Source organism: Streptomyces sp. NBC_00162, assembly GCF_024611995.1.
Classification (GTDB): domain Bacteria; phylum Actinomycetota; class Actinomycetes; order Streptomycetales; family Streptomycetaceae; genus Streptomyces.
The window spans coordinates 18,996-38,479 of record NZ_CP102509.1; the positions used below are offsets into that span (position 1 = coordinate 18,996).

At 66.6% G+C, this 19,484-nt stretch carries 18 protein-coding genes and 2 pseudogenes; 6 read left to right on the top strand and 14 right to left on the bottom strand.

Annotated features, from left to right (window positions below; all coding sequences use genetic code 11):
* Nucleotides 1–104: 104 nt before the first annotated feature.
* From JIW86_RS00110 to JIW86_RS00135, 6 genes are read right to left on the bottom strand one after another with little or no spacing between them, the layout of a single operon-like run.
* Entirely contained in the window at nucleotides 105–1,040 is a 936-nt protein-coding gene (locus tag JIW86_RS00110; protein ID WP_257551922.1) for a class I SAM-dependent methyltransferase, read from the bottom strand.
* Between the two features lie 57 nt (nucleotides 1,041–1,097).
* Entirely contained in the window at nucleotides 1,098–1,442 is a 345-nt protein-coding gene (locus JIW86_RS00115) for a hypothetical protein (protein ID WP_257551923.1), read from the bottom strand.
* Nucleotides 1,397–3,091, bottom strand: coding sequence for a B12-binding domain-containing radical SAM protein (locus JIW86_RS00120; protein ID WP_257551924.1), 1,695 nt, complete (start codon nucleotides 3,089–3,091; stop codon nucleotides 1,397–1,399). The genes JIW86_RS00115 and JIW86_RS00120 overlap by 46 nt, the downstream gene beginning before the upstream one ends.
* A gap of 2 nt (nucleotides 3,092–3,093) precedes the next feature.
* Nucleotides 3,094–3,990 (bottom strand): hypothetical protein, encoded by an 897-nt coding sequence (locus JIW86_RS00125; protein WP_257551925.1) that lies wholly within the window; start codon nucleotides 3,988–3,990, stop codon nucleotides 3,094–3,096.
* Entirely contained in the window at nucleotides 3,975–4,844 is an 870-nt protein-coding gene (locus JIW86_RS00130) for a DUF692 domain-containing protein (protein ID WP_257551926.1), read from the bottom strand. Before JIW86_RS00130 ends, JIW86_RS00125 begins: the two co-directional genes overlap by 16 nt.
* 57 nt (nucleotides 4,845–4,901) lie before the next feature.
* Nucleotides 4,902–5,096, bottom strand: coding sequence for a hypothetical protein (locus JIW86_RS00135; protein WP_257551927.1), 195 nt, complete (start codon nucleotides 5,094–5,096; stop codon nucleotides 4,902–4,904).
* A gap of 181 nt (nucleotides 5,097–5,277) precedes the next feature.
* On the opposite strand from JIW86_RS00135, the pseudogene JIW86_RS00140 reads away from it, so the two are divergent.
* Nucleotides 5,278–5,646: pseudogene (locus JIW86_RS00140) on the top strand (ISAzo13-like element transposase-related protein); the annotation flags it as partial.
* 288 nt (nucleotides 5,647–5,934) lie between these two features.
* On the opposite strand, the gene JIW86_RS00145 reads toward JIW86_RS00140, so the two are convergent.
* Entirely contained in the window at nucleotides 5,935–6,579 is a 645-nt protein-coding gene (locus JIW86_RS00145) for a hypothetical protein (protein WP_257551928.1), read from the bottom strand.
* Nucleotides 6,580–8,766: 2,187 nt separating this feature from the next.
* Between JIW86_RS00145 and JIW86_RS00155 the strand changes: the two genes are divergently transcribed.
* The 3 genes from JIW86_RS00155 (at nucleotide 8,767) to JIW86_RS00165 (ending at nucleotide 10,154) form a co-directional block, all read left to right on the top strand.
* The gene (locus JIW86_RS00155; RefSeq protein WP_257551929.1) at nucleotides 8,767–9,273 is read left to right on the top strand and encodes a hypothetical protein; all 507 of its coding nucleotides are present in this window, start codon (nucleotides 8,767–8,769) and stop codon (nucleotides 9,271–9,273) included.
* A 273-nt stretch (nucleotides 9,274–9,546) separates the two neighbouring features.
* Complete coding sequence (locus JIW86_RS00160) at nucleotides 9,547–9,828, top strand: hypothetical protein (RefSeq protein ID WP_257551906.1); 282 nt, start codon at nucleotides 9,547–9,549, stop codon at nucleotides 9,826–9,828.
* The gene (locus JIW86_RS00165) at nucleotides 9,825–10,154 is read left to right on the top strand and encodes a DUF6233 domain-containing protein (protein ID WP_257551930.1); all 330 of its coding nucleotides are present in this window, start codon (nucleotides 9,825–9,827) and stop codon (nucleotides 10,152–10,154) included. Before JIW86_RS00160 ends, JIW86_RS00165 begins: the two co-directional genes overlap by 4 nt.
* 108 nt (nucleotides 10,155–10,262) lie before the next feature.
* Here the strand turns inward: JIW86_RS00165 and JIW86_RS00170 are convergent, their stop codons facing one another.
* Nucleotides 10,263–10,943: a hypothetical protein gene (locus tag JIW86_RS00170; protein WP_257551931.1), complete on the bottom strand. Its 681-nt coding sequence runs from the start codon at nucleotides 10,941–10,943 to the stop codon at nucleotides 10,263–10,265.
* Between the two features lie 982 nt (nucleotides 10,944–11,925).
* The gene (locus tag JIW86_RS00175; protein WP_257551932.1) at nucleotides 11,926–12,066 is read right to left on the bottom strand and encodes a hypothetical protein; all 141 of its coding nucleotides are present in this window, start codon (nucleotides 12,064–12,066) and stop codon (nucleotides 11,926–11,928) included.
* A gap of 153 nt (nucleotides 12,067–12,219) precedes the next feature.
* On the opposite strand from JIW86_RS00175, the gene JIW86_RS00180 reads away from it, so the two are divergent.
* Nucleotides 12,220–13,641, top strand: coding sequence for a tetratricopeptide repeat protein (locus tag JIW86_RS00180; protein ID WP_257551933.1), 1,422 nt, complete (start codon nucleotides 12,220–12,222; stop codon nucleotides 13,639–13,641).
* Nucleotides 13,642–13,735: 94 nt separating this feature from the next.
* Here JIW86_RS00180 and JIW86_RS00185 read toward each other — a convergent pair whose 3' ends face one another.
* A complete protein-coding gene (locus JIW86_RS00185; RefSeq protein ID WP_257551934.1) occupies nucleotides 13,736–13,921 on the bottom strand; it encodes a hypothetical protein in 186 nt (61 codons plus the stop codon).
* 127 nt (nucleotides 13,922–14,048) lie between these two features.
* On the opposite strand from JIW86_RS00185, the gene JIW86_RS00190 reads away from it, so the two are divergent.
* A complete protein-coding gene (locus JIW86_RS00190; protein WP_416237499.1) occupies nucleotides 14,049–15,650 on the top strand; it encodes an ISL3 family transposase in 1,602 nt (533 codons plus the stop codon).
* Between the two features lie 18 nt (nucleotides 15,651–15,668).
* Here the strand turns inward: JIW86_RS00190 and JIW86_RS00195 are convergent, their stop codons facing one another.
* From JIW86_RS00195 to JIW86_RS41885, 4 genes and pseudogenes are all read right to left on the bottom strand, one after another.
* Nucleotides 15,669–16,211, bottom strand: a complete 543-nt coding sequence (locus tag JIW86_RS00195) for a DUF6368 family protein (protein ID WP_257551935.1) — start codon at nucleotides 16,209–16,211, stop codon at nucleotides 15,669–15,671.
* Nucleotides 16,212–16,349: 138 nt separating this feature from the next.
* A complete protein-coding gene (locus JIW86_RS00200; protein ID WP_257551936.1) occupies nucleotides 16,350–16,691 on the bottom strand; it encodes a DUF5713 family protein in 342 nt (113 codons plus the stop codon).
* 147 nt (nucleotides 16,692–16,838) lie between these two features.
* Nucleotides 16,839–18,110 (bottom strand): IS256 family transposase, encoded by a 1,272-nt coding sequence (locus tag JIW86_RS00205; protein WP_257551921.1) that lies wholly within the window; start codon nucleotides 18,108–18,110, stop codon nucleotides 16,839–16,841.
* Nucleotides 18,111–18,567: 457 nt separating this feature from the next.
* Nucleotides 18,568–19,335, bottom strand: a pseudogene (locus JIW86_RS41885) (IclR family transcriptional regulator domain-containing protein); the annotation flags it as partial.
* Nucleotides 19,336–19,484 lie beyond the last annotated feature (149 nt).

Consider the following 19,484-nt stretch of genomic DNA (forward strand, 5'->3'; position numbering starts at 1 on the left):
CGCGATCATGCACCGATGGCAAACCTGCTGGTCACAGGATTTTGATCAACCCGCAGAAGATCTACACCCCGGGCGGATCGCCCCCTGAACCGGCCACCCGGTCCTCAGAGGGCCACGACGTGAATGAACCACGCGACTCCGTCGTTGTCCCCCTCGTATGCCTTCACCAGGGTGCAGTCGGCTTCTTGATAGACCCCGGCCCAGCCGGGCAGGTCCAGGGGCGGGACGCCCTGCCCACTGAGCACCTGCGCGAGATCCTGCGCCAGGGTGTGCCCGTGAGACCCGTCTGCGGGCGAGTCGTGGGTGAGCCGGCCGTAGTAGTCCTCCAGGAAGAGCAGACGGCCCGGGAACCGCGCTTTGAGCCCGGCCAGAACGCCGATGGCGCTGCTGCCGTCGCCGGCGAAGAACTCGTTCATGATGCTTCTCCCGTGGAGGGCCTGGACGTCCTCCGATGCCGGCAGCGCGGTCAGCTCCCCGAGCGCCCGCACATCGCCGAGCACCACCTGGAGGCGGTGGCCGAGGCCAGCACGGTGGATGCGGTCGTTGGCGACCCGCACCATGTCCTGACCGGCGTCGGCGCCGTAGCCCTGGAACCTGGGGTCCGCCGAGGCGAGTTCGATGAGCAGGGTGCCGGCGCCGCAGCCCAGATCCAGCAGCGAGGTGACGTCCCATGCCTGCAGCACCTGAGCGGTCAGCGACGGGGTATGTGGCTGCAGTTGCCCGAACGCCCGGGCCAGAGCGTTGAGGTCTCTCAGCGCAGGGCCTGTTCCCGGGTCCTGGAGGACTTCGTCGGTCCGGGCGACGGCAGGTCCGTAGGCGCCCAGGAACTTTTCCAGATGGAACGCGACGCGGTGATAGGGACGGCAGGCCTTAGCGAGGCGGTAGCAGCGGTCCTCCCGGATCAGCAGGCCGGTCGTCCGGCAAACGTAGTCCAGCACCGCGGAGAGGATCTGCTCATCCAGGGCGAACTCTTCGGCGAGGTCGCGGACTTCGGCTGCTGCTTCGAGCCGGGGAGCACACCGAGCCGGTGCAGCGCCCACACGGACTGCGAGGCGTAGAACCCTTCCACCACGCCCATGACGTTCAATAGCGGCATGTCAGGCTCCCGCTGCCGGTTGAGGCTCCCTGAGCTCCCTGTGCTGGAGAACGCCGAGGTCGAGCAGACGGCCGAGGAGCGCGCCGAGCGATTCCGCGTTACTGTCCGCGACGCCGATGTACTGCGCGATTTCGGATTTGCTGCGCGGCGCCTCCAGGAAGGTGAGCAACCGTACCGAGTCGCCACTGATGGTGAGGTTGCGCACCGTGTGCTCACTGTCGCCCGGCAGCAGCAGGTACTGGCCCTTCTGCGTGCGCAGCCCGGCTGGGATCTCCGCGGCTTCCGGCGCAGGGGCCGCGCTCAGCACGTCCAGGATCTCCGGACAGGCATGGATGTCCCTGAGCACGGCGGCACGGGGGATAGCTGCAGCAGCGGATGAGTGGAGTGCGAACGTGGCTCCGGCAGGCCCGCCGCGCCGCCGCTGGCCCCACGCACGGGGTCGGAAGCGGCGAGCAGATAGCGGACCAGGGACAGGAGGTAGTCCTCGGCGCCCCATCTGCCAGCCAGGTACGTCTGCAGCAACTCCGGGGCGTCCGAGGGGGCGTCCGCGTCGGTGCCCGCCCACGAGAGCAGGTCGTCGAAGAACCCACCGAGACTGTTGTTGTACCGCGCAAGCAGATGACGCTGCACATTGCGGTTGAGCCGGCACAGGGCCCGGTACACGGAGGTGACAAGAACGTGCCGCTGCCTGGGCAGGACACCTCGGTAGTAGTGGTGGTTGACGAAGATCTCGGGATCGTTACGGGTGATGTCCGCGTCGTCCGCCTCGAGAGCGGGGAGGTTGAAGTCGGAAATATGACCGTCGTATGCGAGCTGGTCCCGGTACTGGTCGAGCAACTCGGTGCCGGGTTCCGGTGTCAGCAGGTGCAGCTGTGTCGTCAGCATGTCGGCGTGCCGGATCCAGGCCTCACCGATGAGGTCCAAGGTCATCTGCTGATCCTCGGCGGTCTCCTGGGGGTAGCCGGTGATGAAGGAGGCGATCGATTCCATCCCGGTCCGGCTGGTGGCTTCAAGCGTCGGCCAGAACAGGGCGAGGTCGAGGCGCTTGGCCACCTCCTTCTGCATGCGCGGTGACCCGGTCTCGACTCCGTAGTAGATGGAGCGGCAGCCGGCTCGGGCCATGGCATCCAGGAGTTCGCTGTCGACGCAGTCCATGCGCGCGGAACAGGTCCAGGTGTAGCCCCGTGGCGCCACCGCTTCGCAGAACTCCCTAACCTTGGTCTTGTTGACCGTGAACAGGTCATGGGTCAGTGCGAAGTGGCTGATCCCATAGGTCTCGTGCAGACGGTCCAGGTCGGAGCAGAGCCGCTCCGCGGACTTCAGCCGGTACCGGCGGCCGAAGAAACTGGCGGTCGAGCAGAAGGTGCAGGCGAAGGGGCAGCCGCGACCGGCCTCCACCCGGAGGAGCTCCTGCCCGGCCTGCGCCACGGGATAGTGGTCGTAGGCCGCTGGCGCAAGCGTGTCCAGGTCGGCGACCAGCGGCGCATCGGGGCTCCGGTGAACACCCTGAGCACTGCGGTGGGTGATGCCGAGCAGCCCGGAGAACTGCCGGGAATGCAGTGAGTCGAGCAGCGGCAGCAGGGTCAGTTCCGCCTCGCCTCGTACGACGAGATCGAACTGCGGGAAGCGTTGCAGCACGGCGACGTCGAGGATGCTGGCGTGCGGACCGCCCAGCAGGACCGGCAGATCGGGGCTGCGGCGCTTCAGGTGTGCCGCGATCTTGGCGGTCGCCATGAAGTTGCAGCCAAGGCTCGTCATGCCGACCACATCCGGCTGTGAGGCCAAGACCAGTTCGGCGATGTTCTCGTACAGCGATGCGTCCAGGAGCAGTCGGCCCGAGCTGACCTCCAGCTTGGGGTCGATCAGGGTCCCCTGGTGGCCCCCCTGCCGGAGAACGGCGAGCAGGGAGATGAGGCCGAGATGCGGCTGGAGATCGAAATGGTACCCGTCCGCCCCCTGTTCGAGGAGAAGGTTGTCGATGAAGGTGACCCGCATATTTACTCCACTGCCGCAGGGATGTCGATCAGCCGTACCAGCCCCTGCCCCACCGCTTTGTCAAGTACCCGGGCCAGATCGCCGCGGTCGGCCTCCGGCAGCAGGGTCTGGCCCTCGTCGAGCACCTGATGGACCGGCCGGTAGTTGTCGACGGCGGCCAGGACGGAGGCGGTGGGCGGGTCCACCGCCAGAACAGACACCGTTCCCGCGCTTTCGCGTCCCCAATAGCAGAGACAGACGGCATTCGGTGCGAGGTCTGCCAGCGCCCGTCCGCCGTCATGGAGGCGGGCCGTGACGTCCAGTGGGTCGTAGCTCAGCGCGGCGACGCGCAGCACGTCGCATGCGACTACCGTGCGACGGTCGGGACGATCGGCGCGGACAGGCCCCGGGGCCGGCCTGCCCCGGACCGGACTGCCGCCCTGGTCCGGACCGGGGCGTTCAAGGAGGCTCCGCGTCACTTCCCAGTGCAGGCGCTCATGGGTGAGCACATCCAGAAGCCCGGGATACTCGGGCCCGACCGGGCGGCGGAGACGACTCTCCAGGAAATCCAGGAAGGCCTCGGTCTTCGCCGCACGCGTCGGCTTGCCCGCGCGTGCCAGCTCCAGATGGTGGGCACGGTAGTCCGCGAAGGTGGCGAGCTCGACCCGGTAGTACCTGAGCAGGGAACGGGTGCAGGGAAAGTCGTCCCACAGATCGTTGTGCTGAACCTTGCTGATGAACCCGGCGAACAGCCGTACCCGCTCGAAGTCGAGCCCGGCGATCGCGGTCCGGGTCCCGGTACTGACCGGGAGCGCCGCGATTTCGTCGTGCGGATTCCGGGCCAGCCGGTCCAGATATCCCGGGTCGAGCAGGCATCGGGCCACGAATGAGTTGATGTCCGAGTTCACCAGGTCCGGCATGCGCCGATCACATCCCGGACTCGGGCAATCTCCTCCAGCAGGACACTCTCGGGAAAACGGGAGGACCAGTTGTACTCCAGCGTCACAGCGCACACGGGGGCGCGCTCTATGACCAGTTCGAGCAGGTCCAGTTCCAATTGCGGCGCACGGCTCGCGTGGTGGTCCCAGCACCCGCCAGCGTCGGTATCGACGCCCGAGACGTGCACTTCCACCACCTTCTCCAGGGGAAGGCGAGCGAGCTCGGTCATCGGATTGCATCCCAGGGTCCGGGAGGTGATGTAGAAATGTGCGAGATCGAGAAGCAGACGGGCCTCCGACCGTGCACACACCTCCGAGATGAATTCGACCTGGCTCATGGTGGAGCCGGGCATAGAGAAGTACACAGGCGGGTTCTCAAGGATCAACGGGACGCTGAAAGCGGACGCGGCAAGCTCCGCCGACCGGACGACGGACTCGACAGTCGCGGAGTTCATCGGGGGACTGACCGTATACCCGATGTTCCAGGGCTCGCCCGGTGCGTACTCGTCGGCGAACCGGCCAGGCTTCTCCCTCTCGGCCGTGATGAACGACAGATGCTCTCCTAGCCACGGGGTCCCCGTCCGCCCGATCCAGTCCTCCACGCTGCTGATGACCGCTGCTTCCGGTGCCACCGACCCGGCGATGGAAAGGCTTGCGCAGTGCAGAACGACGGGTGTCGAACCAACTCTTGTCGCGACCGTCGGATCGTGAAGGAGGAGTTCGAAGGGAACCTCGATATAGTCCACCGAGCCGGGATTTCGCCGGATGAAATCTGGGGTAGACCTGCTGTACGCGACCCCGACCTCAGGCCTGGTCGATGTCAGAAATCCCGGCACCTTTTCGTCCGTTTCCCTTTTATGTCGGTCTCAGTGGAGAGGCGAGTCCGATGGGATTCAGTCGATGATTACACCTTCCCTGCCGAGTTCCCGGATCTCGGTCAGATTGGTCACGGAAACCTCTTCGAACGAGATCCGGATCTCTCCGGACGTCTCGAGGCAGCTGCGCGCCTTTTCTCGATGTTCGGGTGTGAGCGTGAAGAGCAGGGATGACGGTGTGACGATGACCTGAGGGCCTTCGGTGTGTTTCATAACTTCATTCTCTGCCGGTCTCCTGACCGGATGTCAAGTGAGAGTCGGCAGAATGCCCCGTACGGCCCATACGGCATTTTCGTAGGATGGCCATGCGGTATGTCGAGCGGCGCGTCAACTACCGCCCCGCGCGGGCATCGATGTACAGGCAGTGCGGTGAGCAGCGCAAGCTGGACGGCGGGCGGTGCGCAGCGGTCGCATCCGGGCGGCGGGAGCGGGCTGCGAGCGGTTGCGGGACACCGACCCGGAGTCCCCGCTGCGCTGGACAACCAAGTCCACGCGCAAGTTGGCCGAGGAGCTGAGCGGAGCCGGGCACCGGGTAGGCGCCGACTCGGTCGCCGCCCTGCTCAAGGCTGAGGGATTCTCCTTGCAGGCCACCTCCCGCACCACCGAGGGCGCTCGCCACCCGGCCGGGACGCGCAGCTCCGCCTACATCAACGAGCGGGTCGCCGAGCATCTGGACGCCGGGCAACCAGTGGTCAGCGTGGACGCCGAGAAGAAGGAGGTGCTCGGAGAGTACGCCGTGGCGGGGCGCGAATGGCATCGCTCCGAACGCCGTCTCGTACGGCGTCTCACAGGGCTGATTCAAAGTCGGGGTGATCATGTGGCGTCGCTGGTCACGGGCGACCGGTGATCTCCTGGAGGAGCGTCACGTACGCAACGAAGCTCCGGTTTGGGGGCATCGAGCGGAGTCACACATCCCGGCCAGCGGACGGCTGCGATCTTCGGCCTGGGCGAGTTTGAGGCAGAGGGCCTTGTCCGGGTCGACGAGGCCCGAGGCTGACATCTGAACCCCGCCCAAGGGCGCGCCCTGCGCGGGACCGCCTGCTCCCGCTACTCAGAATTCGGGGGGCAGTGTTCCCCAATTCCTGATCGACGAAGCGGTGTAGCCGAATGTGGTCGCATTGAACGAGCAGCGGAAGTTGATGAAGTGGGTGGTGCCATGGAACCATGGATCACTCGACACGGAGTACGGGTAGGCGCATGCGTCGACAGAGCGAATGGCATTGTCCCAATTAAGGGGAGGGAAGTTGTTGCCGCGCTTGAGCTTGTACAGTTCAGGGCACATGGCTTCCGGGTCCAGCCTCAGTTTGCTTCCCTCAAGATTCTGCCTGTCGTAGCAGTCGAGAACTAGCCGCACTGGGTCGCCATCGGCGACACAGCCGAGGGCGCTTGCCCGAAGCAACTGACGCAGTTCGTCATCGCCCGTCACTTCTTGGGCTTTCCTCAGCATCTCCTTGGCATCGACGAAGGTAGCCAAAGCGAGCGTCGATCTGTGCACCACGGGCGTAACGTACAGTTCTCCTGGATATTCCAAATTCATGCGCTCAAGGTCGTAGACTACCTCTCCCTCGATAATCACTGGCAGGGTCGGGGTAAACGGATTCTTCCGCTTAAACGGTTCGCCGCGCCGAACCCACATTTCCTGGAATTCCTGCGACAGTTCCGGAGTGTTCTGGACATTGGCAGTAGGGGATGTCATTGCAACCTCCGATAGGAGAAGTTGTAGAAATCTCAGAGAGTTCGAGGGGTGATACGCAAACAGCACGGAGTTCTGTTCCGTTTCACCGCAGTGGAGCGGGAGCTACCGTCAGCCGGCCCCGTTCGCCTGATGGTCACTCGGTCAACATCGGAGAGCGCCCAGACTCCGTCCTGCAGCGGGATCTGCGCATGACTGGTAAGGACACCCACGGGACACCCGCCAGCACACCCTTTATGGAGCCACTATCCACGGCCTAGGTGATAGCCCTTAGGGATGCGCTTTGCCGACCGTCGATGCGATCCAGGAGACCGGGTGTCGAACGCCATCAGCCGGTGTGCATCCACCGCCTCACCGGGACAAAGGCGCCGAAGCCGCCAACATCTTCCGTTCACCTTCCAGTTCACACCTGGCCGGCCGTGATCGCATTCTCGACTGATGCCAGAGGTCTCTCCGATAGCGGCAAGCCGAGCAGCCGCTCAGCGCCAGGCCACCTGCTCCGCAAAATGGTGAACGTCGGATCGAGCCCTTCGATCTCGCCTCGCCAGTCCTCTTCGACACCTCGTTTGCGGCGAGCGAGGAGGTCCTCCTCCAGCTCGTTGAGGCGAGACAGCACCTTCGGGTTGACGCTGAGGAATCGTCAAGACCTGTGGATCAAGTCAGCTTGGGGCTGTTGTGGTCGTTGGGTTCGGCGGCTCGCCGCGTTGCGGACACGGCGGTCGCAGTCGCCCCCCGCTGTCACCTGTGCCCAGACGAGGACCAGGTCCTCGCCAACCCGGCCCTCACGGTTACCTTCATTCGCCTTCAGAATCGCCATCCGGCCGCACCGCCCAGTCCACCGGCGTCGTCGTCGACCTGATGGAGGCCCTGCGCCAGCGCCGAACGGGCAAGCCCGAGTGACTGGCGAGAAGGCCAGCGCCTCCAGCACGAGCGCTGCCAGGAGGAAGCCTCGCGCGAAGAAGCGCGCCACCCCGCTGGACGTCTGCTGTGGATCTCACCCGCACTGCCCCCGCACACACGATCTCACTGCAGCCCAAGCCGACGACCGCGCCTACGTGGAAGCCGGCTCGTGGGTGACAACACCCCTCAGGCGCCCGCTGGGCCCGAGCTCACGCCGACCCGGCAACCCGCCAACCGTGCGCTGTCCGCCGCACGGACACCGGTCGAGCGCGTCGCGCGACCGAAGTCGTGGCTGATCTTCTGCAGGTCCCGGTGCAGCGAATCAAATGTGGTCCATCGCAGCGACGATCGTCACCCTGGAGCGGCAACGCCAATAAGGGGCCCTGAAGGTTTTCATACGAGTCCCGTGCATTCTACTTCGAAGTCAGTGCCGGTCCCCCAGGGAATACACAACAGATGACTGTACCTTCGGGTGTGCCTACGACTTGGCAGTCAGCTCGTAGGCTCACTTTATCTTCTTTGGATTTCCGGGCCTTAGTGGACTTGCGAATGCTGGATGCGGCGCTAGACAAGGAGGCTTGAAGCTCTGAGCACAAGGTTAGAAGGAATCCCAGATCCTGAGGGACCTCCTCGGGGCGCTTGAATTTAACCATGACGAGAGGGTGCTCATGGTCTTGGCATTTAAGGTTCTTCAAGTGCGTGAACGACGCCACCAAATCAGTGGGGAGCGTCAGCCACCTTTCGCATGTGACACGTTGCGTGAACCTAATTACCGATGAATCACTTTCGTCGATCTTCACCATGCCGACTACGCTGAGTTCTGTAGGGTCCGGCAACTCGTTGTTTGAGAGCCTGGAAAGAAACTCTCTCGGTTCGTGAGTTCGCATCTTGAGCACCTCCACAACTCGGCTTAAATCCGCAGCACGGAAGGCGTTGCAGCCAACACGTCACTTGGGATTTTCCAAGCTTAGTTCGGTCACACCGCAGGGGCATCCCAACTCCCCCTCGCTCTCTCACCGCCGTCGCTGGCAGCAACACCGACGCAGAAGTACTGCTTCTTCTTGCCCGAGACGAACGCGCGGCGTCCGCCGCGGTCGGCCACGGGCCTGCGGACCGCTTCAGTTGGCGGGATTCGCCATGTACGACGCTCACCCGGAGGCGGATCCGACGCGGCCGACGACATCCACTGGCCGGTGTCGGTCGTGCGAGCCCACCAGTACGTCGTGGAGGGCTTCCGAGGGCACCTCGGATCGGTCACCATGAAGGTCCGTCGGAGATCCGAGGGTGGGAATGAGCGAGGGTGGGAACGTTCTGGACGGGCAACGGAGCGGGCCGGAGCAGGTCGGACCCGCCCCGTGGCTGGCCCTGGCCTGTCTGGTCGGGCTGATTCTGGCCTACGTCGTACTGACGAACTTCACCGCAGAGCTGCGGGCGGCGCTGTGGGGCGAGCCCGGCACCGTGACCGAAGCAGACTGCCGGACGTACGACAACACTGTGGCCAATGCGGGAGTGTCGACGTCCTGCTCGGGCGCCTTCACCCCGGACGACGGCGGCTCGTCGTTCGATGTCCCCGTCGAGGGCGACATCGATTCGCCACCGGTCCGCGCGTGGCTGGTGGACGGTTCGTCCGGCACCGCGTACGTCTCACCAACGGTGTGGGCGGGGGTGTTCCCGGTGGGGTTGTCCCTCCTCCTGGCCGGTCTCCCGGCGGCGGTGACGGTGAAGCACCTGCGCCGCGTCAACGCACAACGCCGTAGAGAGCCGCTTCACGGATCAGACACAGAGTCGAGTGCGTGAACGACGACGAGCACAGCGGGTACAGCGCGCACGTCACCTGGCTCGACATCGACAAGCCGGGCCTCTGGCCAGGGGCGCGGCCCGCGACCGAGGGCCCGGCTCCCGCCGTGCGCTCCGCAGCGCCGCCGGCCTGCCATGGAGTCGTCCGCCATCTACGCTGCTCAGCTCCGCCAAGGAGCGCGCTCACACGCCAACTGAAGCGCTCAGTCACAGGCGCCACGAGCACCTCGTCGGGACTCGCACAATAATTCGAACACCTGATTGAATAAGTGGATGAAGTCCTTCCCGTTCCCCGACGACCTGATCAAGCTCCAGCAGCAGTGGACCGCCGCCTACCAGCGCCTCGCCGACCGGCCCGGGCAAGGAGGAGCGGAGCTCCGACGGGAGCTGATCGTGCTGTCGTGCCGGATCAGCGCGCACCCCTACTGGGAAGGGTCTGGATGGTCCACGGCGGGCCGGGTCGAGCTTCGTCAGGCAGCCGAGGCGGCAGACCGCGCGGCGGGACACCGCCGTGGTGGGTTCGCGGCGGCCGGCCCAGGGGCGCGGTCGCGGTGAGCAGGGTCCAGGCGCGCCTGGACCAGTGGCGAGCCGTGCGGGCCTGGCTCCAGTGGCAGCAGCGGCAGGTCGAGGAGAAGATCCACGGCCTGGAGGCGGAGCTCGCCGCCGAGCAGTCCCGCCGGCCACTGCCGCCACCCCCGGACTGGAAGGTCGAGTCGATCCGCACGGCGGCCGGCGCCAGGCCGCTGCGTGTCCACGTCGGCGACTGCATCATGGGCAACGGCAAGCCCATCGACCGCGACCAGGCCCGCCGGATGCTCGCCGACAACGTCGAGGCCTGCCCGTACTGCAACCCCGACAACGCCCTCGGCCTCATGGAATAGGCGAACGCTGCCGCCGATCCGCCGCATGCGACGGATGCGGAACCGAACCGTTCGCCGCGCTCTCTGCGGCGGGTACCGGCCCCTCGCCGACGATGGCCGGCTCGCGGTCTAGCGGGCGTGCGCCTTCTCGGCGCAGGGGTCGCGTCTGTCCTGGGCCGGTGACGCGGTCGGTGTGGGTGAGGTGCTGGGCGTGGGGGTGGGGCTCGGGGTCGGCTCGGCGCTCGGCGTGGGCGATGCTTCCGGCGAAGGGCTGGAGGCGGGTCCGCTCGGGAAGCCGAAGATCGGTCGCGGGGTGTAGTTGGGCGGGAAGGTGATGATGGCCTCGGGCTTACGGACGAAGGCGGCCTGCTGGACGGTACCGCGGCCTTGGAGGTCGGCTCGGGAGATGAGCTGGTCGGCGCCTTGGGCCCTGCAGTCGCCGGACGTGCCGATGATGGAGTCCCCCGTGAGGATCACGGTCGTCGCCAGCGCGGCCACCGCGACCCCTGCGGCCAGCGGACGTATCGCGGGACGCAGCGCAAGGCCTTCCCCCTGCCGCCACCATGAGTTGCTCGAGCCTGCGGCCACCCCCGGCGTGTGCGGGCCTAACCCCTCCCCCGCGAACGCTCTGCGGACCTGTTCGGCCCTCTCGCGGGCTTGGTGCAGGAGTTCGTCGGCATCCTTCTGGGCCTCGGCGCGGAGTCGCACGGCCTCGGCTTCCGCGCTCGCGCGGATACGGCCTGCTGCCACGCGGGCGTCCTCGCGGACGACTTCGGCTTCCTGCGCGGCATCGTCCAGGGTCTGCCGCACCGTGGCACGTAAGCGCTTGCTGGTCGGCTGGGCCTGGCGTTGGAGCAGCTTGACGTCGCGCCAGCGGCCGCGCCGTTTCGTCTATGAGGTCGGTGTCGGACTGGGACCCGGCAGCTGAGCCCTGATCCGGGTCTCGGGGGATGGTGAGGACCCGGACGAACTCGAGAAGTGCTTCCAGGGAAATGAACCGTCTGCCGGAGAGCATCTCGTTGAGCCCGGCCTTGGTCAGCCTCGGCCTCACCGAGGCGCTGGCCATGATCGCGTAGGACGGCGCGCCGTGGTCGATGTGGAGCCGGTTCAGCTCCTGTGTGAATGCCCGCAGCGCGTCCTCGAACACGGTGATAGCGGTGGCGTCGTGCGGCTCGATCCCGGGATCTGTCTGTGTCACCGGATCACCCCCTTGTCCGGAAACCAACGCTAGAGGGGCCCTGCACCGTACGTACACGGAATCTGCCGAACGTTGCTGAACGCCGGGCGGCGTTCGAGGTCAGGGCGGTTTCACGTGCACAGTGACCGACGCTGTCCGGGTCCATGCGGGCACGTACAGATCGCTAGGAACCCGCCCCGTCGGCCGCTCTCCTGGAGACATGACCCACACCGACGCCACACCCCAGACACCTGGCCCGGTACAGCCCCCGCCCGCCCGGAAGCGGCCACTCCCCCGGAAGATGACCGGCGCAGCCACCGCGACAGCATCGTGCTGATTGTCCTCCTCGCCACCTGCGCCGGCGTCTACCTCACCGTCGGGGCCACCGGCTTCGCCGGCGTCATCAGTGCCGTCACCGGCCTCTACGGCGCCTGGCGCATGCGCCGCTGACCGACCGAAAGACACGGGCCCGATCGCCCGGCAGGCGCCGGTGCGGCAGGAGGCACCTCCCGGACGGTGGTGCATCAGGGGCACCGGCCTGTCGCAGCCCGCCGCGGCCGGCCCCGTCCAGACATGGCTGTGCCCCGACCGGGAGGCCGGGGCACAGGCACCTGGTCACTGCGGAGGGTTCTCACCCTTGTGGTCCGCGTCGCCCTTGCGGGCCTCGCGGCGGGCCCGTCGGGCTTCCAGGGTGATGGAGAGCGTCGCTCCGATCAGGGTGAGTACGTCGGAGGCGATGGAGAGGACGTCGTTCACGGGCTGCCCTTTCGAGTGCAGGGGGCCGCGGTGTGCGGCCGGTAGGCAGACCATGCGCGGGAGTTGACTTATCCCGACCCTCCAGACGGAACATCGCAGGTAGGTTGCGGACAGAACGGTGGTTGTCCTGGATAGGGCGGATAAACGCGCAGCATGCAGCAGGGGGTACGGGTGGCGGAAGCGGACAAGCGCAAGGGTCGGCCGTGGGGGGCGATCCGGCCGGTGAACCCGTCGGCGGGCAAGCTCGCCGCGTTCCTGCGCGCTCAGGTAGAGGGTTCCGGCAAGACCCTCGCTGTGCTGGAGAAGGAGATCAACTACTCCACGACGCAGATCAGCTCGCTCCTCAGCGGACGGATCCCTCCGCAGCCGTTCGTCACCGCGCTGATTGGCGCGACCGTTCCAGCTCAGCTACGCGAACGCCGCCAGAGTGAGGCCGACGGCCTCTTGTACGACGCGATGCACCCACCCCGCACCGCGCCGGCCAGGGGTCTAGCGCCAACTGCAGGCACGGGTTCCGGAGCAGGCGTTGTGGATCTGGCCGCGGTACAGGCGCAGCAGATCGAGACGTATGACCGGCTCACCCGCGCCCTGGAACAGCAGGCCGAACTCCGCCAGGCAGCCGATAACAGCGCCCGGCTGATCTGGATCCTTCTCGGCATGATCCACAACTTGACCGACCGGGTCCACACGCTGACGCGGGAACGTGACCACGCCGCAGGCCGGGAAGTGGTGGAGGCCGCCCAGGCCAAGCTCGCGCGCGCACAGTCCCAGCAGGCCAAGGCCGAGAGTGAGCTCACCCGCGCCGAGGAGAAGAAGCAGCAGGCTGTAGCGCTCTCCGCACGCCTGCAGGAACAGATCACTGCGCTGACCGACGAACTTGACCGCCTCCGAGGCCAAGCTGGCGCCTCTCACGAGCGTCTGCCCGACCTCGCCCCCCTCGCCCCCTTCGCCCAGAAAGAAGAAACATCTGCCGACCCGGAGGCCGACGACATCGACGCAGCCCTGGCACGAGTGAGCGCGGTCAACGACACCGACGACGACACTGTCTACCGCATCACCACCGAACTCGGCGACACAGCACCCTTTGTCCCGGACAACCCTCTCATCAGCGCGGACGTACCGAACAAGACCGCAGAGCAGCTACGCGTCGAGGCCGCAGCCGCCAGCAAGCGCGGTGACTTCCAGGAAGCCGCCCGCCTCTACGGGCTTCTGGCCACAGCTTCAGCAAGCTTTCTGGGGCCAGATCACCTCGACACTCTGGACGCGCGCGACGGGCACGCCGCCTGCCTCGGTGACGCCGGCGACCCCGGCACCGCACGCGACCTCTACGCCGACCTCACCGCCGACCGCGAACGTGTCCTGGGCCTCGACCACCCAGACACCCTCATCAGCCGCTACCAGCACGCTTACTACGTCGGCGATGCCGGCGACCCCGACACCGCACGCGACCTCATGACCGCACTCATCGCCGACGAAAGCCGCGTCCTAGGACCCGACCACCCAGACACCCGCACTAGCCGTTCCTGGCTCGCTAGCTCAATGCGGATCGACGGTGCCGAGGCAGCCTCGGACTGAACCGACCGCGGGTGCAGCATGCGGAAGGGCCACTCACCTAGCGGGTGGGCGGCCAGGGGCATAAACGTCGCAGGTCAACCCTTCCGGGCCGAGGTCAGAGATCGGTCTCGACGTAGTCGATGTCGGTGAACTCCATCCGCAGGCCGTCCGCGCGGTTCCCGTTGTCCCGGAAGTAGGCCTCCCCGAGCCCGTCGGCGGCGAGCTGCTGCAACTCGGCCTCGGAGGACCCGGCATCATGGGCGGTCAGCAGCCTGTCACTCTCCCGTGTGGCTTTGTACACGAGTAGCGGTTCTGGCTCAGGTTGTGTGGTCCGTTCACTGTGAGTGACCACTGAACTTCCTTTGACGCCTCCGGAAGTTGCCTCGAAATGAGCAGTGGCAGGAGCGACTGCCCTGACAGTTCGGGCTGTGAAAGAGGTCTTGCTCCGGCTGGAGGAGCTGCTGTTCCCGTCGATCGACGACGTCACGGTGCTGTCGGTGGACGTGAACATCGCGATAGTGCGTGTTGAAGTGCGGTGCACCGCTGCGGGCGCCTGGTGCCCGGGGTGCGGAACGTGGTCCTGCCGGGTTCACGGCTCCTACCTGCGGTTTCCCGCCGATGTTCCGAGTGCGGGACGAAGCGTCGTACTCCAGCTGCGGGTCCGCCGGTTCACCTGCCGGAACGCCGAGTGTGGACGCCACACGTTCGTCGAGCAAATACCCGGCCTGACCCGAAGGCACGGTCAGCGGACCGAGAGGCTTCGCTCGACCCTGGCCGCGATCGGTCTCGCCCTCGCGGGCCGGGCGGGCGCCCGCCTGGCCCACGTCGTCGGAGTGCCGATCAGCCGCAGCACGGTCCTGCGGCTGATCGACGCACTTCCCGAGCCGGAGGTGCCCGCCCCGCGAGTGGTCGGCGTCGACGAGTACGCCACCCGAAAAGGCCGGAACTACGGCACCGTCCTCGTGGACGTCGAGACCCGCCGGCCGGTCGACCTGCTGCCCGACCGGGAGTCATCGAGCCTGGCCGCGTGGCTGGCCGAACGGCCCGGAATCGAGGTCGTATGTCGGGACCGAGCCCCGTTCTTCGCCGAGGGCGCCACCGCCGGCGCACCGCAGGCCGTGCAGGTCGCGGACCGGTGGCATCTCTGGCACAACCTCAGCGAGGCCGCTGAGCGGAGCATCGCCCAGCACCGCCAGTGCCTGCGCGTCCTGGTCCCTGAGACGCCTGAAACGACCGAGGAGGAGCCCGACCCTGCAGAGGAGTCGGCCGGTTCGCCATGGCCGACCGGGCACCGGTTCGCCGACCGAACCCGAGCCGTTCACGCCACCGTCCATGCCCTGGTGGAGGCAGGACACAGCCGTCGCGCGATCCAGCAGCAACTCGGCATGACGAGCCGAACCGTCAAACGGTACGCGGACGCCGCCAAGCCGGAAGACCTCTTCACCGGTCAGTGGCAGGCCCGGACCTCCGTCCTCGACGAGTACAAGACCTACCTCGACGACCGCTGGAACGAGGGCTGCACCAACGCCTGGAAACTGTGGGAAGAGATTGTCCCGCTCGGCTACCAGGGCAGCTACCAGCGCGTTCGCGCCTACCTCCGCCAGAAGCGCACCTCGCCACGACCCGTGACAGCCCGGCCGCCCTCACCCCGGGCAGTCGCGGGATGGGTTCTGCGCCGCCCGGAAAACCTGCCCGATGCCGAGCAACTCCAACTGAAGAACGTCCGGGCGAACTGCCCCGAGATCGACGCCCTCAGCAGGCACGTCCGGTCCTTCGCGACCATGCTCACCGAGCGCCAGGGCGAGCGACTGCCGGACTGGCTCGACGCCGTGAAACAGGACGACCTCCCGAGCCTCCACACGCTTGCCGCAGGTATCGACCGCGACCGCGATGCAGTGATCGCTGGCCTCACACTGACCTGGAACTCTGGAGTCGTCGAAGGCCATGTCAACCGGATCAAGATGCTCAAGCGTCAGATGTTCGGCCGCGCTGGCTTCACCCTGTTACGCAAACGTGTGCTTCTGGCCTAAAAACTAGCTGGTCTGCGACTACTTCAGGAGCCGGAAGCCCGGCTGCCGAGCCCACGCTCTGAGGAATTCCGCTGAACCGTAGGCAGCAGGCCACGGATCCGTCATCGTCGCGATGATGCCTGGAAGGTCGGTCACGATCGGGACTTGATCCTCAAGAAGTTCGGCATTGGCGACGCCGCCGATCACGTCCATGACGGCAGCGGTCAGCAGGGCCGTGACGACGTGGTCGACGGGCCTGTTGCAGAACGCTATGACGTCGACGGCGTGGGTCGGCGTGAAGCCGATAAGGGGTTCCTGGTCGACTTCGTCGGCGTGCTCGGCCTCGAAGATGGCCTCGTCGCCGATGCCGGGTCCCATGAGAGAGACCATGACAGGCCGGCGTCCGTCGATGCCCCCGGTATCGGCGATGCCGAGGCTCTCCGCGTGAATATTCAGGTCGTACTCGCCGACCCGCTTCTCCTCAAAGTGCGATGAGGAACGGACAAGGAGTTCCCGGAGCCGCTGGATGGATACGGGTTGGACGGGCTCCGCCAACTCAATCACCAACACCGGACCGCTCATGACGAGAGCCTAGCCAGCCTGGGCTCCCATCCCCAACCGGTTACTCAGCGTGCCCTCACCACACAAGCTGAGCCAGAACCCGTCCTCGTGAACAAAGCCACCGTGCCACGTCTACCTGGGCGGCGGCTATCTCTTGGCTTACCAGTCCCGGCCGGCGATCAGCTCCTCTGCATCCGCGTTCGTGAACCCGTATGCCGACGCGACAAACCAGAAGTCCTCAGCGATCCACTCACGCGCAATCGTCTCGATCCCACTCCCGGCTGCCTCGAACTGCGCCTCCAGACGGTTGAACTCCTCCGTCGCGGCCTGGGTGAGCGCATAGAGGGCCTCCAGATCCGACGGCTGCTCGGCCTCAATCCGCTCGCACAGCCGCAGCAGGATCGCTCCGCCCTGGTCGACGACGTGATCGGGGAAGTACGAGTCCTCGTACATCCGGCGCAGAAACGCGTGCCCTGCCACCCGCTGGTTGGTGATCGGCATGCGCTTCCCCATCCCCGCAGAACAACTGACGCGCCGATCATGCAACGCACCACTGACAACGACGCCGCCCATGTGCGCCAGACCGCTCGTGACCAGCACTCTCACAACAGCTGGGCGTGTCAGCGATTTTGTGTAAGTCGGTTGGTGTCATTGGATGCTGAGCCGGTCCTCGAAGAAGAGTGAGAACTGGTTCAGTGCCTCTTTCCAGTGTGCGGCGACGTGGTTCGCGTCGCGCGCTTTGGGGTTGATCTGTTCGCGGACCGCGAGGTAGAGGACCTTCAACGCGGCTTGTTCCGAGGGGAAGTGGCCGCGGTTGCGGGTGGCTTTGCGGAGGCGGGCGTTCATGGATTCGACCATGTTCGTGGAGTAGACCACCGTCCTTATGGCCGGCGGGAACGCCAGGTAGGGCGTGAACTCCGGCCAGGCAGATCGCCACGTCCGCACGATGGCCGGGTAGCGCTCGCCCAGGTCAGAGGCTGCGAACAGATCGAGGGCCTGCTCGGCGGCCTGCTCGGTCGGTGCCGTGTAGATCGCCTTCAGGGCCGGCACCAGCTTCGGGTGGTCCCGCGACGACGACAGCCTGAGCGAGGCTCTCGTCAGGTGGATCACGCACGTCTGGACGGTGGCCTTGGGCCAGGTCGCGGTGACCGCGTCAGGCAGGCCCTTCAACCCGTCACAGACCACGATGCAGACATCCTCGATGCCCCGGTTCCGCAGCTCCGACAGGACTGCCATCCAGGTGGTGGCGCCTTCGCCCTCGGCTCCGACCCACAGACCGAGGACGTCCTTGCGGCCGTCCATGTCCACGCCGACGGCCAGATAGACGGGCTTCGAGGTCACTGAACCGGACCGGATCTTCACCCACAAAGCGTCGATGTAGACGATCGGCCAGACCGCATCCAGGGGCCGGTTCTGCCAGGTCACGAGCTCGTCGATCACGGCATCGGTGACCTTGCTGATCAGATCGGGACTGACCTCGACCCCGTAGATCTGCGCTAGGTGGGAGCGGATGTCCCGCACGCTCATCCCGCGGGCGTAGAGCGAGAGGATCCGGTCGTTGAACCCCGCCAGCCGGCGGGCGTTCTTCGGGACCAGCCGCGGTTCGAACTCGCCATTGCGGTCCCTGGGCACCGCCAAAGTGACCGCGCCGGCATCGGTCAGGACCGTCTTGGATGACGTCCCGTTGCGCGAGTTCCCCGACCCGTGACCTGCGGAATCTCCACGCTCGTAGCCGAGATGTTCACTCATCTCGGCTTCCAGAGCACGCTCCAGAACAGCCTTGGTGACCTCCGTCAGCAGCCCGCCCTCACCCAGCAGGGCCGCCCCGGAGGCATCAGCCTTGTCCAGCAACCGCTGGACGACCTCATCGACCGTCTTGTCGCCGGCCACGGACGCGGCCGCTTCGTCTTTGTCCGCCATGACTCGTCCGATCCGCCCGGCCCAAGGGCCCGAGGCCGAGCCGCGGGCCAGGCTGTCACATCACGGACTTACACGATCTTTCAGACACGCTCCAACAGCTAGGTGGAAAAACGAGAAGGGCGTTCGCATGCAGATCGAGTCCTGTCTGTCCTGGGTGCAGGTTGGCTGAGCTGTCGGTGGTGTAGGTGTGGGGCAGTGCGAGCTGGGTGCTGTCCCAGGTGAGTGTGGGTGCTGGGGCGGTCGCGAAGAGGTAGAGCGCATCACTGCCGGATTCCGTCACCAGGTGGGGCCCGGGTGCGGGCGAGTACGCGACTGCGTGAATCGTGCTGGCTGTCAGGGGTGTGCGGAACAGGCGGCGCAGTTGCTCGAATTTTGCCGAGCTGATCACGCTGGAGTTGGCGTCTGCGTCGGCCGGTTCACAGGGGTCGGGGCCGGCGTCTGGGAGTTTGGCGCCGGCCAGGAGCAGGGTGAGGAGTACGGGTACGGCCTTGCGGGCCAGGGCCCGGGTTGCGGTGGTGAGGCGGTCGGCGTTGGCGTAGGGCAGGGACAGGGCGAGGCTGCCTGCTTCGGTGCCGATGGTGATGGGGACGGCCGAGCAGACCGTGTGGGTGGAGTACTCGCGCAGGTCGTAGACGGGGTCGTCGGGGGTGATGCGGTCCAGCCGCTCGAATAGCGCGCTGGGGCTGGTGATGGTGCGGCGGGTGAGCCGGGCGGCTTTGTAGCGGGTGAAGTGGTCTGTGCGGGAGTCGTGGTCGAGCTGGGTCAGGAGGCATTTGCCGACGGCGCTCGCGTGCGCGGCCGACCGGAAGTCCACCCACTCGTTGACGGCCGGGGTGACGGGCCCGTCTGCCATCTGCGTGATGTGGACCTCGCCGTCGACGTAGCGGCTGAGGTAGACGGCGGCTCCGACGCTGTCACGGGCGAGGGCGAGGGTGTGCTGCAGCTGGAGGCCGGTACCGCCGGGCGAGGCCAGCCGATCCAGTGCAGGCCCGGGCACGTAGATGCTTCCGCCGGCGATGGGCTGGGCGAACTCCTCCTCGACCAGCATGGGCAGCAGCCGCAGCAGCTGTTCCTCGGGGAGTCCGGACTGTTGCCGCAGCAGTTTGCGTGACGCGCCCAGGGGGTGCTGCTCCAGGACACGCACGACCGATTCCGCGGCCTGTGCCTGCTGCAGCGCGCTGCTTTCCGGCGGGGTCGGCCGCCGCGGGGACCGCCGCGCGGCCAGCCAGGGGACGCGGGCCGAGAACGGCTGCGACGCCTGTGGTGAAGGGGCCTCGGGTGGGGGGAGCGGGCGGCGGCGCTCGCGGAGGTAGGCAGGGGCGGGTGGCGGTTCGACCAGTTCGCACAGCACGTCCGCCAGCGGCGCCGAGGGCC